We start from the raw sequence: 13,834 nt of genomic DNA on the forward strand, positions 1-13,834 counted from the left end.
TTTTATTTAGGAACGCTTATGTCAACGCCTTTCAAAATGGAACGCGGTGTAAAATATCGCGATGCGGCAAAAACGTCGATTATTCCAGTAAAAAATATTGATCCAAACCAAGAGCTATTGAAAAAGCCTGAATGGATGAAAATTAAACTTCCGGCAAATTCACTTAAAATTGAAAGCATCAAAAATGGAATGCGTCGTCATGGTTTACATTCCGTGTGTGAAGAAGCATCTTGTCCAAATTTACACGAATGTTTTAATCATGGAACAGCAACTTTTATGATTTTAGGCGCAATTTGTACGCGCCGTTGCCCGTTCTGTGATGTTGCGCATGGGAAACCATTACCTCCCGATCCTGAAGAGCCACAAAAATTAGCTGAAACTATCCAAGATATGAAACTTAAATATGTGGTGATTACATCGGTGGATCGCGATGATTTGCCAGATCGTGGCGCGGGTCATTTTGCAGAATGTGTAAAAGCTGTGCGTAAACTTAATCCTGACATTAAGATTGAAATTTTAGTGCCTGATTTCCGTGGTCGCATTACACAGGCATTGGAAAAATTAAAAGATAATCCGCCAGATGTCTTTAACCATAATTTAGAAAACGTGCCGCGCCTATATAAAGAGATTCGTCCTGGAGCAGATTACGAATGGTCACTTAAATTATTGCGTGAATTTAAAGAAACGTTCCCGAATATCCCAACTAAATCAGGTTTAATGGTGGGATTAGGCGAAACTAACGAGGAAATTTTACAAGTCATGCAAGATTTACGTGATAACGGTGTGACAATGCTCACATTGGGGCAATATCTTCAACCTAGCCGCCATCATTTACCTGTTGCGCGTTATGTTCCGCCAAGCGAATTTGATGAATTCCGTGAGAAAGCCAATGAAATGGGCTTTGAACATGCGGCTTGTGGACCATTTGTTCGCTCTTCTTATCACGCTGATTTACAAGCTAGTGGCGGATTAGTGAAATAATTTAAAACTCCGCTGAATTAAACCGCACTTTTTGCTTATCATCAAAGTGCGGTTTATTTGTGGTGTTTTTTTTCACCGAATATTTACTAGCCAGAATTATTGTAAGCTTGTAAAATAGCCGACCGCTTTATTCAACTAATTATTTATAATACCTGACGATACTGTAGAAAATGACTCAAAAATTACATATTAAAACTTGGGGCTGCCAGATGAATGAATACGATTCATCTAAAATGGCAGATCTTTTATTAAGTACTCATGGATTAGAACTTACCGAAATTCCTGAAGAAGCAGACGTATTATTATTGAATACCTGTTCTATTCGTGAAAAAGCACAAGAAAAAGTTTTCCACCAACTTGGTCGTTGGAAAGAATTAAAGAAAAATAATCCAAATTTAGTGATTGGTGTGGGCGGCTGTGTAGCTTCTCAAGAAGGAGAGCATATTCGCCATCGTGCGCCTTATGTAGATATTATTTTTGGTCCGCAAACTTTGCACCGCCTGCCTGAAATGATTAACCAAATTCGTGGTGGTAAGAGTTCTGTTGTAGATGTAAGTTTCCCTGAAATTGAGAAATTTGACCGCTTGCCTGAACCTCGCGCAGAAGGTCCAACGGCATTTGTTTCGATTATGGAAGGCTGTAATAAATACTGTACTTTCTGTGTTGTACCTTATACACGCGGAGAAGAAGTCAGCCGTCCTGTGGATGATGTCTTATTTGAAATTGCGCAGCTTGCGGAGCAAGGTGTGCGTGAGGTCAATCTGCTTGGTCAAAACGTGAATGCTTATCGTGGTCCGACACATGATGGTCAAATTTGTAGCTTTGCTGAGCTGCTTCGTCTCGTAGCCTCTATCGATGGTATTGACCGTTTACGTTTCACAACTAGTCATCCAATAGAATTTACAGATGATATTATTGATGTATATCGTGATACGCCTGAATTGGTGAGTTTCTTACATCTTCCAGTCCAAGCAGGTTCTGATCGTGTATTAACGATGATGAAACGTGGTCATACAGCATTAGAATATAAATCTATTATTCGTAAACTTCGTGCTGTGCGCCCAGATATTCAAATCAGCTCTGACTTTATTGTTGGTTTCCCTGGTGAAACGGCGGAAGATTTTGAGCAAACTATGAATTTGATTGCACAAGTGAACTTTGATATGAGCTTTAGTTTTGTGTACTCAGCCCGACCAGGTACACCTGCTGCAGATATGCCAGATGATGTAACGGAAGATGAAAAGAAACAGCGCCTTTATGTGTTACAGGAGCGTATTAATCAACAAGCCGCACAATTTAGCCGTCGCATGCTTGGCACAGAACAACGCGTATTAGTTGAAGGGCCATCGAAGAAAGACATCATGGAATTAACGGGACGTACTGAAACGAATCGTATTGTCAATTTCCAAGGTTCTCCAGAAATGATTGGTAAATTTGTGGATGTGAAAATCACTGATGTTTATACCAATTCTTTACGTGGTGAAGTGGTGCGTACTGAAGATGAAATGGGATTACGTATTGCGCAATCTCCACAAGAAGTGATGAATCGCACACGTAAAGAAGATGAATTAGGTGTAGGGCGTTATCACGGCTAATTGAAATCTTGAAATATTTAATCGCACTTTGAGAAATTAAAGTGCGGTGATTTTTTTAGGGTATATGGTTTAGATTTGCCAATCTATCGGTTTTATTCTGTGGCTTTCCAAATATGAATTTGTTTTGGAAAAATGATGACAGCCAAAGAAACCTCGATGTGCTGAAAGTGGTGAAGGGTGTGGTGCCGTTAAAACAAGGTGACGAGTGCGGTCAATAATTTGCCCTTTTTTTTGTGCGTGACTGCCCCAAAGTAAAAACACGAGTTTTTCACGATGTTCATCAAGCGCTGCAATAACACGATCAGTAAACGTTTCCCAGCCGAAATTAGCATGTGAATGTGCCATACCACGTTCTACGGTAAGCACTGTGTTGAGCAGCAATACCCCTTGTTCAGCCCATTTGACTAAATAACCATGCGATGGCATTTGGAATCCCGAAATATCTTGTGTGAGTTCTTTATACATATTTAATAAGGAAGGGGGAATGGCGACTTCAGGTTTTACTGAAAAAGCCAATCCATGAGCTTGGTTTGGACCATGGTAGGGATCCTGACCTAAAATCACCACTTTTACATCTTCAAAAGCGGTATATTTGAATGCGTTAAATACATCTTCTTGTGGGGGATAAATCGTTTTCCCGCTTGCTCTTGCAAGATGAACCTGTTGTAGTGCGTGTTGAAAGTAAGGTTGTTCTTTTTCTTTTCCTATAACATCTGTCCAGGTTTTCATTATTTTGATCCTATTAATAAGTTTGCTCTTATTATAAACAAAAAGATTAAGGAAATAAAAAGTTTAAAGGTTAAATTAATGTTAAATTATTTTAGGTAAATAGCTATATAAATGAATAAAGTTTAATTTAGATCAAGTTTGTAAAATTATCTTAAAAAGATAACCTGTTCTTTGTCAAAAAAATCCAAAATAATTTGAAATCTTCAAATTATTTGATAAAATTTGTACAATTTTTATGATTATTCCAATGCCAATTAGGAGGCTATTATGATTAAAGGTATTCAAATTACTCAAGCGGCAAATGATAATTTGCTTAATTCATTCTGGTTATTAGACAGCGAAAAAAATGAAGCGCGTTGCTTATGTGCAAAAGGCGAATTCGCGGAAGACCAAGTTGTTGCAGTTAGCGAATTAGGTCAAATCGAATACCGTGAATTACCAGTAAACGTAGCGCCAACTGTTAAAGTTGAAGGTGGCCAACACTTAAACGTAAACGTATTACGTCGTGAAACTTTAGAAGATGCGGTAAATAACCCAGATAAATACCCACAATTAACTATCCGTGTTTCTGGTTACGCAGTACGTTTCAACTCTTTAACGCCAGAACAACAACGCGACGTTATCACTCGTACTTTCACTGAAAGCCTATAATTTCAGTTTGAATGAAAAAAGAAACCCCGAAGTCATTCGGGGTTTTGTTTTATCTAAAAGGTTAAAAAATTTGACCGCACTTTTCCCTTTCATCCCTAGCGATTTACACGCTTTTCAGGTACAATCCGCCAGTTAAATTTATTGATTTTTTGAGAAAAACTATCTTTTATGAAGAATATTCGCAACTTTTCTATTATTGCCCATATTGACCACGGTAAATCGACGCTTTCTGACCGTTTGATTCAAACTTGTGGTGGCCTTTCGGATCGTGAAATGGAAGCGCAAGTGCTAGATTCAATGGATCTTGAGCGTGAGCGTGGAATTACCATCAAAGCACAAAGTGTTACTTTAAATTATAAAGCCAAAGATGGCGAAACTTATCAATTAAACTTTATCGATACACCGGGACACGTGGACTTTTCCTATGAGGTGTCTCGCTCTCTTGCTGCTTGTGAAGGGGCGTTGTTGGTAGTCGATGCTGGTCAAGGGGTAGAAGCCCAAACTCTGGCAAACTGCTATACCGCAATCGAAATGGATTTAGAAGTGGTACCGATTTTAAATAAAATCGACTTGCCTGCCGCAGATCCTGAACGCGTAGCGGAAGAAATTGAAGATATTGTGGGAATTGATGCGATGGAAGCGGTTCGATGCTCTGCTAAAACGGGTGTTGGTATCGAAGATGTATTAGAAGAGATCGTTGCAAAAATTCCTGCACCAGAAGGCGATCCTAATGCTCCATTACAAGCCTTGATTATTGATTCTTGGTTCGATAACTATTTGGGTGTGGTATCTTTAGTTCGCATTAAAAACGGGGTATTACGTAAAGGCGATAAAATTAAAGTGATGTCTACCGGACAAGCTTACAATGTAGATCGTTTAGGGATTTTTACGCCAAAACAAGAAGATACTACTATTTTAGAATGTGGCGAAGTTGGTTGGGTTGTTTGTGCAATTAAAGATATTTTAGGTGCGCCAGTTGGGGATACTTTAACGCTTCAACATAATCCAGCAACTGAAGTTTTACCAGGCTTTAAAAAAGTAAAACCACAAGTGTATGCAGGTCTTTTCCCGGTTAGCTCAGATGATTATGAAGCATTTCGTGATGCGCTGAGTAAGTTGAGCTTAAATGATGCTTCACTTTTTTATGAGCCAGAAACTTCAACCGCACTTGGCTTTGGTTTCCGCTGTGGTTTCCTTGGCCTTTTACACATGGAAATCATTCAAGAGCGTCTAGAGCGTGAGTATGATTTAGATCTTATTACTACTGCGCCAACGGTAATTTACGAAGTGCAATTAACGAATGGTGATGTTGTTTACGTCGATAGTCCATCGAAATTGCCTCCACTTAATAATATTGCTGAAATCCGTGAACCGATTGCAGAATGTAATATGTTGGTGCCACAAGAATATTTAGGTAACGTCATTACACTTTGTGTAGAAAAACGTGGCGTGCAAACCAATATGGTATATCACGGTAATCAGATTGCACTGACTTATGAAATTCCAATGGGCGAAGTTGTTCTAGACTTCTTTGACCGTTTAAAATCAACATCGCGTGGTTATGCTTCTTTAGATTACGGTTTCAAACGTTTCCAAGCTGCAGATATGGTTCGCGTGGATATTATGATTAATAGCGAACGAGTAGATGCTTTGGCTTTAATCGTTCATAAAGATAATTCACAATATCGTGGTCGTGAATTGGTTGAAAAAATGCGTGAGTTAATTCCTCGTCAGCAATTTGATATAGCTATTCAAGCAGCGATTGGAAACCATATTATTGCCCGTTCTACGGTGAAACAATTACGTAAAAACGTATTGGCAAAATGTTATGGTGGTGACGTGAGCCGTAAGAAAAAACTCTTACAGAAACAGAAAGAAGGTAAAAAACGTATGAAGTCTTTGGGTAACGTAGAAGTACCACAAGAAGCGTTTTTAGCAATTTTACATGTAGGAAAAGATAAATAAGGGAAATTATGTCAAATTTATTTTTTGTAATTTTACTGGCTGTGGGTTTTGGTATTTGGAAAGTTTTAGATTATTTTCAATTACCAAACACATTCAGTATTGTATTGCTAATTTTGACCGCACTTTCAGGCGTATTATGGTGCTACCATTATTTTGTGGTAACGCCAAAACGTAATCGTAAAATTGCACGTGCTGAACAGCGTTCAGGCCAAGTATTAACTGACGAAGAAAAAGCAAAAATTGAACCAATTTCCGAAGCCTCTGAGTTTTTATCATCTCTTTTTCCGGTGCTTTCTGTCGTATTCTTAGTACGCTCTTTTTTATTTGAACCATTTCAAATTCCATCTGGTTCAATGGAATCAACCTTACGAGTTGGTGACTTTTTGGTAGTGAACAAATATGCTTATGGCGTGAAAGATCCGATTTTCCAAAACACCATTATTGCTGGTGAAAAACCACAACGAGGTGATGTAATTGTGTTTAAAGCACCGCAACAAGCCTTAATTCGTACTGGTCTTGGGGCAACTCGAGCAGCCTTTGCAGAAAATTTAGCGTTAAGCTCAAAAGATAATATGTCTGGTGTCGATTATATTAAGCGTATTGTTGGAAAGGGCGGAGATCGCGTCATTTTTGATGCAGAACAAAAAACGCTAAAAGTGGTATATGGCAAAGAAGGTAAACCTTGTGAAATTGATTGTGAAACCAAGGCATTTGAATATACACAAAATCCAACAAATCCTGCTTTTCCTAATGAATTAGAATTGACTGAAAAAGGTGATGTGACACACAATGTATTAATTAGTGAATATCGTCGTTATTCAGGTCCTGAGTTTTTCCCACAAGAAGGTATGCAAACTGCAGAATGGCTTGTGCCAGAAGGACAGTATTTTGTGATGGGGGATCACCGTGATCACAGCGATGATAGCCGTTTCTGGGGCTTTGTGCCTGAAAAAAATATTGTGGGCAAAGCCACTTATATTTGGATGAGCTTAGAAAAAGAAGCGAATGAATGGCCAACAGGTTTCCGTTTTGATCGTTTCTTTACAGCAATAAAATAAGATGAATCATTTAGATCGACTTGAGCGTAAAATCGGCTATCGTTTTAATGATATTGCGCTCTTAAAGCAGGCACTTACGCATCGAAGTGCGGCGACTCAACATAATGAACGCCTAGAATTTCTAGGCGATTCTATTCTTAATTTCACTATCGCTGAAGCACTTTATCATCAGTTTCCACGTTGTAATGAAGGTGAACTGAGTCGCATGCGTGCTACTTTGGTGAGAGAACCCACTTTAGCGATTTTAGCGCGTCAATTTGAATTGGGCGATTATATGTCTCTCGGTTCTGGCGAGCTAAAAAGCGGTGGTTTTCGCCGAGAATCTATTCTTGCCGATTGTGTAGAAGCGATTATTGGCGCAATGTCTTTGGATCAAGGATTGGCCGTGACGACCCAAGTGATTCGAAATTGGTATCAACAATTATTGGCTGAAATCAAACCAGGTGATAACCAAAAAGATGCGAAAACTCGTTTGCAAGAATATTTACAGGGTAAACATCTGCCATTGCCAACTTATGAAGTGGTAAATATTCAAGGGGAAGCCCATTGTCAAATTTTCACTGTTGAATGCAAAGTGAAAAGTGCAGATAAAATTGACCGCACTTTTGTGGCAAAAGGATCTAGCCGTCGTAAAGCTGAACAAGCGGCAGCAGAACAAATTTTAAAAGAACTGGACATCAAATGACCGAACAATTCGACAAAACCTATTGCGGCTTTATTGCTATCGTAGGTCGCCCAAATGTGGGTAAATCAACGCTCTTAAATAAAATTTTAGGACAAAAAATTTCAATTACATCTCGTAAAGCACAAACCACGCGTCACCGTATTGTTGGGATTAAAACTGAAGGGGCATATCAAGAAATCTATGTGGATACGCCGGGACTTCATATTGAAGAGAAACGTGCTATTAACCGCTTGATGAACCGCGCAGCAAGTAGTGCTATCGGCGATGTTGATTTAATTATTTTTGTCGTAGATGGCACACACTGGAATGCAGATGATGAGATGGTGCTAAACAAATTACGCAATGCAAAAGCACCAGTTGTGCTTGCTATCAACAAAGTAGATAACATCAAAAATAAAGATGATTTGTTGCCATTTATTACAGAACTTAGCAGTAAATTTAATTTTGCTCACATTGTGCCAATTTCTGCACAGCGTGGTAATAATGTTCATGAATTAGAGAAAATTGTACGACAATCTTTACGCGAAGGTGTGCATCATTTTCCAGAAGATTATGTCACAGACCGTTCGCAACGTTTCATGGCATCGGAAATAATCCGTGAAAAATTAATGCGTTTTACCGGTGAAGAATTGCCTTATTCTGTTACTGTGGAAATTGAACAATTTAAAGTGAATGAACGTGGCACTTATGAAATAAATGGCTTAATTCTCGTTGAACGTGAAGGTCAGAAAAAAATGGTAATTGGTGCTGGAGGTCAAAAAATTAAAACTATTGGTATGGAAGCGCGCGCTGATATGGAACGTTTATTTGATAACAAAGTCCATCTTGAACTTTGGGTTAAGGTCAAATCTGGTTGGGCTGATGATGAACGTGCACTGCGTAGTTTAGGATATATGGATGAATAAAGTGCAGTGAAATCCATGAGTAATAAATAGAAAAATCCCCATTATTGTAGTGGGGATTTTTTGTTTCTAATTTTTCACTGAATACACTTTAAATTTTCCTGTTTGAGCAAGAACGTCGTAATCACCGAAATGTTGTCTAAGTAATTCGGGATAAGGCAGAAATGCATTGGCGACAATGCGTAATTCTCCCCCTTGATTGAGGTGCCATTTTGCTTGAGTGATGAGTTCTGTCACTGCTCGATAGGCGGTATCAATACCATCATGGAATGGTGGATTAGAAATGATCAAATCAAATTTTCCTTCTATATCAGAAAAGACATCACTGGCGTAAACCTCGCCTTGTAATTGATTTTCAGAAAGTGTTTTTCGTGCTGATTCTAACGCCATCGCATGAATATCAGTCATTGTAATTTGTGCGTTAGGCGCGCGTTTTTTGATCATAGAGCCAATTACTCCCGCCCCACAGCCAAGATCGAGTATTTTTCCTTTTATTTTATTATCAATAGTTGAAAGTAATAGTTCTGTGCCCGTATCTAATTCTGCTGCACTAAATACCCCAGGTAAACTATATATCGTTAAGTCTTGTAGCGCAGAATATTGATAGGTTTTCCAGAACTTTTTAAGTTCAAAGTGCGGTTTGTTTTGTAGTGAAAAATGATATAAACCGCAACGACGAGCAGAGTCAATTTTCGCTATTTCACCATAGAGTTCTAATGTTTTTTCTACTGAACGCACGCCACAACGGTTTTCTCCAATAATTAATATTTCTTGGCCAATAGGCGCCTGAGCTAATAGTTGAAGCAGTTGGAAATTGATTTCTTGTTTGTTTTTAGTCCAATAATAAACGATTAAATCAGTTTGACCTTTAAATTCAGCGGAAAAATTGACCGCACTTTGCGTTCTTGCATAGTCAAAATAGCAGCTCCAAATTTGGATTGATTGGCATTTAGAGGCTAATGTTTGAGGAAAATTATCAGAAATACCGCCAGCAAATAATACCGATTTTCCATCAAAAAATGAAAGATGTCGTTCTAAAACTTGGCTCTCTAGAGAAATCACGCTTTGAATCCTGTGGGTTATTAGTTAAAATTACGCGCTATTTTAGCAAAATTATTAATAAAAATTGATTAAAACTATTTTAGGAAAATCCTTTATGAAAAAAATTCTCTCTGCAGCCTTAATGGCAACATTACTATCTGGATGTCAAGTTCTCGACCTTGTTCAAGGTACGCCTCAAAAGGCATCTAAAGTATCAAAGCCGGTATTAACGCCTGCTCAAACTGAAGTATTACAAAAGTTAGATGCACAGTTTCAGCGTATTTCAGCTCAAGGTGTCGAAATTGAATTCAATGGCGAGAAATATGTGAAACAAACACAAGCAGTAAAAGGTGACGATCCTCGTTTTGTGAGTCTAGCATTAAGTAAAAACAGTGAGGCTCGTAAAGCTGTGCTAAGTGATACATTCTATTTAACTGATGTATCTCATGAGAAAGCTATTACAGAACGTTATTTTGCAAAAAATAAAGAGACCTGCCAGTTACAGGCTGTGAAATCAGATATTCATGATTATTATGCTTGTACCAGTGATAAATTTAAACGTTATGTTGCTTTAGTGCATAAAGATAAAAATATTATTGCTTATCGTAGTTATACCTCATATCAAGTGGAACCTACACATGCTGAAGAGCGTGCGATTATTAAGGCATTAGTCGATTATCCATTTGATAGTATTGCTCGTTAATATGAATAGACGCGATCTTCTTTTACAAGAAATGGGTATTTCCCAGTGGACGTTATATCGCCCAGAGGTGCTACAAGGTTCAGTAGGAATTAGTGTTGCGGAGAATATTCGCTTTATCACTGTTTCTGATGAAAATATAAGTGGCTCGCCTTTGTTGGCGGATGTGCTACTCAGCCTTGATCTTAAAAAAGAAGATTGCTTATGTTTGAATTACGATCAAATCCAGCATATCGAATGTAGGCAGCTTATTTGTTATTGGTTATTATCAGAAAATAGTGACCAAATTGACCGCACTTTACCATTTTGCATGCAGGCTGAGCGTGTTTATCGCTCGCCAAGTTGGCAACAATTTCAATCTAATTACCAAGCCAAACGAGAGTTGTGGCAACAAATTCAGCAGCCTTAATTATGTCTATTATTTCTCAAATTGAAGCCAGTGATTTCGACCGATTGTATGAAATCGAGCAGCAAGCACATCTTGTGCCTTGGTCATTTGGTACGTTAAAAAATAATCAAGGTGAGCGTTATCTTAATTTAAAATTAATAGAGAATAATCAGATTATTGGTTTTGCTATTTGCCAAACAGTATTGGATGAAGCGACTTTGTTTAATATTGCTATTGTACCGTCTCATCAAGGTAATGGATTGGGGAAATTATTGTTGAATGAGTTAATCGCTCGGTTGAAAGAAAAAGGTGTACAGACCTTATGGCTAGAAGTCAGAGAATCTAACCCAGCTCGTTTCTTGTATGAAAAAATTGGTTTTAATGAAGTCGATATTCGAAAAAGTTATTATCCGAAACCCAGTGGTGGACGAGAAAATGCCGTGGTAATGGCCTGTTATTTATAGATACAAATGATATAGCCTAGGATGTTTACCCTAGGCTATATTTTTTATGCTTCTTCTGCTGGAAAAACAAATGGATTTAATCCGCTGCGTGCGAAACCTTTTTCTTCCATTTCAATATCTAAGAAAATAGAAGCCAAATCGTCGGCTACTGGCTCTACGTGAGGATCTTTTTCTTGGAACATGATTTTTAAGTAACTTTCACAGCTACCACAGGTTTCGGCACGAACAAGTGCAAGTTCTTCATCTAACGACCACATTTCGAGTTTGTCGTGGCTATTACAGTTGGTGCATTGTGCGCGTACTAAATTCCATTCACTTTCACATAAATTACAATGTAAGTAGCGTAAACCTTGTGATGTACCAATTTGTACAATACTTGCAACAGGCAATGAGCCACAAACAGGGCAGTGATGGAGATTTTCGGCGTTTTCAACTTGGCTATTATGAGGAATTTGTTGAGCTGCTTGTAACCAATAAAGGGAAAGTGCGGCCCAAATAAAGACGGCTTTATCACTGCTGACTAAATTAAATTCTTGTGATAAGAGCTTATTTGCCATTTCTTCTAATTCGGTAGAGGATGCTTTCTCAAGAAATTCAATCGTAGCAGATACTTGCTCATTAGCCTTTAGTTTAATTTCATCAAGAATTTCAGTTAAGTATTCACGCCAGATGCTGTTTCTTTTAAAGGTTTTTGCATTTAGTGGCTCGATATCATTTAGCTGTTCAAACTGTTGTGGCGGTAAAGGATTTTTTTCTAACGTGGAAAGTTGGCTCTCAACTATGTCTGCAGCAAATAATAAATAATCTGATAGTGGGTGATTTTGTGCTAAGTCTCTTAAACGTTTTGCCCTGCGTTGATAAAGATTCTTAGGATTGGCAAATAACACAGCAGGCGTTTGGAAGGAATTCGCTGCTTGTTTGATTTCTGATTCTGATAAGATTTTGATACTCATGTTCTTTTCTCACTTTCATAATAAAAAGTGCGGTCAATTTTAACCGCACTTTTTTCTTTTTCAAGATTTCAGCTTATTTGCCAAATCCTTTAAATAATACTTTGGTTTTGCCTTTTTTACCTGATTGCTCGTTGAGTAAATCTTTTTCAAGCTCAGGTAAAATTTCTTCGCGATACCATTTCGGGTGGTGTTTCTTCGCCCAACGAACGGTTACCCAACCTTCAATGATTCCTCGAATTGAACCCTTAATCCAGAATGCCATATACATATGCACTAAGATACCAGTGAATAACATAAATGCACTCAAAGAATGGAGCAGAATCGAGAAACGCAATACTGGGATTGAGAAGTAGTGCGAAAAATATTGACGCCACATAATGATGCCAGTGACTAATAACGTTACCATTGCCAAGTTTAATGTCCAGAAGAGCATTTTTTGACCAAGGTTATATTTGCCATTATCAGCAACCGCGTGTTCGTTCCCTTTAAGAACTTCAACGACACCTTTTGCCCAGCGAATATCGTTTTTCTCTGGAATATTGTGATCCCAGTACAATAATGCCAAATAGATGAAGGCGAAGAACATTAAAATCCCAGTAAATGGGTGAATTGCACGCGCAATTTGTGGTGTACCTAAAATTTCTGTTAACCATGCGAAATCAGGGAAGAAAAATGCAACACCAGTGAACATTGTCATAAAGAAACAGATTACCAACATCCAGTGACTAATACGTGCTGGCGTTCTATGGCGGACGATTCGAGTATCGTTGTTGATCTCAATTTTACTCATTGTTTTCCCCCTTAGATGGTTTTTCTTCTTCAAATTCGTGGTGATGATCTTCCACATCTTCTTCAATATTAGGACCTACAGTTAAGTAGTGAGCGATTTCAGCTAATGCCAAGCCACCCATTGCAACTGCCGCTACTGGTTTCAATACATCTTTCCATAAGGTCACACTTAAATCGATTTGTGGATCTTTTGGAAGACCATTGTAAAGCTCTGGTTTATCAGCGTGATGTAACACATACATTACGTGTGTTCCGCCTACACCTGGAGGATCGTAAAGTCCTGCATTTTCATAACCACGAGATTTTAAATCAGCTATGCGTTTTTCTGCGTAGAGTTTCATTTCTTCTTTAGAACCAAAACGAATTGCACCGGTTGGACAAGTTTTCACACATGCAGGCTCTTGACCTACAGAAACACGGTCCACGCAAAGGGTACATTTGTACACACGGTTGTCATCTGGATTCATGCGTGGAATGTTGAATGGACAGCCAGCAATACAATAACCACACCCGATACATTTATCAGATTGAAAATCCACAATACCATTGGCGTATTGAATGATAGCACCTGGTGCAGGACAAGCCTTTAAACAACCAGGTTCTGCACAGTGCATACAGCCATCTTTACGGATTAACCATTCTAAACGATCGTTTTCTTCTACTTCGTTAAAGCGCATCACAGTCCATGCTTTAGCATTTAGATCTACAGGGTTATCGTAAATACCATGACACTGCGCATTTACATCAGAGCGGATGTCATTCCACTCTGAGCAGCCAACCTGGCAAGCTTTACAACCAATACATGCACTGACATCAATTAATTTTGCCACTTCAACTTTATGATCTCGCGCTTGTGGTGCAGGCGTTAAGCCTGAAGTTGCGGAGATTTTAATAACGTCTTGCGTTTGAACTCCTTGAGCAGTTCCAGCCATA

The 13,834-nt window shown here is 38.5% G+C and carries 15 protein-coding genes; 10 read left to right on the plus strand and 5 right to left on the minus strand.

Going from position 1 to position 13,834, the window contains the following annotated elements; genetic code table 11:
• Positions 1-18: 18 nt before the first annotated feature.
• Positions 19-981 (plus strand): lipoyl synthase, encoded by a 963-nt coding sequence (gene lipA, locus HMPREF9096_RS02655; protein ID WP_032803526.1) that lies wholly within the window; start codon positions 19-21, stop codon positions 979-981.
• A gap of 170 nt (positions 982-1,151) precedes the next feature.
• Complete coding sequence (gene miaB / locus HMPREF9096_RS02650) at positions 1,152-2,576, plus strand: tRNA (N6-isopentenyl adenosine(37)-C2)-methylthiotransferase MiaB (protein WP_009766808.1); 1,425 nt, start codon at positions 1,152-1,154, stop codon at positions 2,574-2,576.
• 69 nt (positions 2,577-2,645) lie between these two features.
• Here miaB and ung read toward each other — a convergent pair whose 3' ends face one another.
• Complete coding sequence (gene ung, locus HMPREF9096_RS02645; protein ID WP_009766809.1) at positions 2,646-3,305, minus strand: uracil-DNA glycosylase; 660 nt, start codon at positions 3,303-3,305, stop codon at positions 2,646-2,648.
• Between the two features lie 267 nt (positions 3,306-3,572).
• On the opposite strand from ung, the gene grcA reads away from it, so the two are divergent.
• The 5 genes from grcA (at position 3,573) to era (ending at position 8,569) form a co-directional block, all read left to right on the plus strand.
• Positions 3,573-3,956, plus strand: coding sequence for an autonomous glycyl radical cofactor GrcA (gene grcA, locus HMPREF9096_RS02640; protein ID WP_005628746.1), 384 nt, complete (start codon positions 3,573-3,575; stop codon positions 3,954-3,956).
• A 168-nt stretch (positions 3,957-4,124) separates the two neighbouring features.
• Positions 4,125-5,921 (plus strand): translation elongation factor 4, encoded by a 1,797-nt coding sequence (gene lepA, locus HMPREF9096_RS02635; RefSeq protein ID WP_005637609.1) that lies wholly within the window; start codon positions 4,125-4,127, stop codon positions 5,919-5,921.
• Between the two features lie 8 nt (positions 5,922-5,929).
• The gene (lepB, locus tag HMPREF9096_RS02630) at positions 5,930-6,979 is read left to right on the plus strand and encodes a signal peptidase I (RefSeq protein ID WP_009766811.1); all 1,050 of its coding nucleotides are present in this window, start codon (positions 5,930-5,932) and stop codon (positions 6,977-6,979) included.
• Position 6,980: 1 nt separating this feature from the next.
• A complete protein-coding gene (gene rnc / locus HMPREF9096_RS02625; protein ID WP_005628729.1) occupies positions 6,981-7,664 on the plus strand; it encodes a ribonuclease III in 684 nt (227 codons plus the stop codon).
• A complete protein-coding gene (era, locus tag HMPREF9096_RS02620; protein WP_009766812.1) occupies positions 7,661-8,569 on the plus strand; it encodes a GTPase Era in 909 nt (302 codons plus the stop codon). The genes rnc and era overlap by 4 nt, the downstream gene beginning before the upstream one ends.
• A gap of 66 nt (positions 8,570-8,635) precedes the next feature.
• Here era and rsmC read toward each other — a convergent pair whose 3' ends face one another.
• Positions 8,636-9,628: a 16S rRNA (guanine(1207)-N(2))-methyltransferase RsmC gene (gene rsmC, locus HMPREF9096_RS02615; protein ID WP_009766813.1), complete on the minus strand. Its 993-nt coding sequence runs from the start codon at positions 9,626-9,628 to the stop codon at positions 8,636-8,638.
• A 94-nt stretch (positions 9,629-9,722) separates the two neighbouring features.
• Here rsmC and HMPREF9096_RS02610 point away from each other — a divergent pair, with 94 nt between their 5' ends.
• Genes HMPREF9096_RS02610 through rimI form a run of 3 tightly spaced genes read left to right on the plus strand, consistent with a single transcriptional unit; the run spans position 9,723 to position 11,159 of the window.
• Positions 9,723-10,310, plus strand: a complete 588-nt coding sequence (locus HMPREF9096_RS02610; protein ID WP_009766814.1) for a lipoprotein — start codon at positions 9,723-9,725, stop codon at positions 10,308-10,310.
• A 1-nt stretch (position 10,311) separates the two neighbouring features.
• Positions 10,312-10,716, plus strand: a complete 405-nt coding sequence (gene holD / locus HMPREF9096_RS02605; protein ID WP_009766815.1) for a DNA polymerase III subunit psi — start codon at positions 10,312-10,314, stop codon at positions 10,714-10,716.
• 2 nt (positions 10,717-10,718) lie between these two features.
• On the plus strand, positions 10,719-11,159 hold the full coding sequence (gene rimI, locus HMPREF9096_RS02600; protein ID WP_009766816.1) for a ribosomal protein S18-alanine N-acetyltransferase: 441 nt from the start codon (positions 10,719-10,721) through the stop codon (positions 11,157-11,159).
• A gap of 44 nt (positions 11,160-11,203) precedes the next feature.
• Here the strand turns inward: rimI and fdhE are convergent, their stop codons facing one another.
• The 3 genes from fdhE to fdxH all read right to left on the minus strand — a co-directional run bounded on the left by fdhE (position 11,204) and on the right by fdxH (position 13,833).
• Positions 11,204-12,112 (minus strand): formate dehydrogenase accessory protein FdhE, encoded by a 909-nt coding sequence (gene fdhE, locus HMPREF9096_RS02595; RefSeq protein ID WP_009766817.1) that lies wholly within the window; start codon positions 12,110-12,112, stop codon positions 11,204-11,206.
• A 73-nt stretch (positions 12,113-12,185) separates the two neighbouring features.
• Positions 12,186-12,902 (minus strand): formate dehydrogenase subunit gamma, encoded by a 717-nt coding sequence (locus tag HMPREF9096_RS02590; protein WP_005628717.1) that lies wholly within the window; start codon positions 12,900-12,902, stop codon positions 12,186-12,188.
• Entirely contained in the window at positions 12,895-13,833 is a 939-nt protein-coding gene (fdxH, locus tag HMPREF9096_RS02585; RefSeq protein WP_005643539.1) for a formate dehydrogenase subunit beta, read from the minus strand. The genes HMPREF9096_RS02590 and fdxH overlap by 8 nt, the downstream gene beginning before the upstream one ends.
• Between the last annotated feature and the right edge of the window lies 1 nt (position 13,834).

It is taken from the genome of Haemophilus sp. oral taxon 851 str. F0397 (assembly GCF_000242295.1).
GTDB lineage: Bacteria > Pseudomonadota > Gammaproteobacteria > Enterobacterales > Pasteurellaceae > Haemophilus.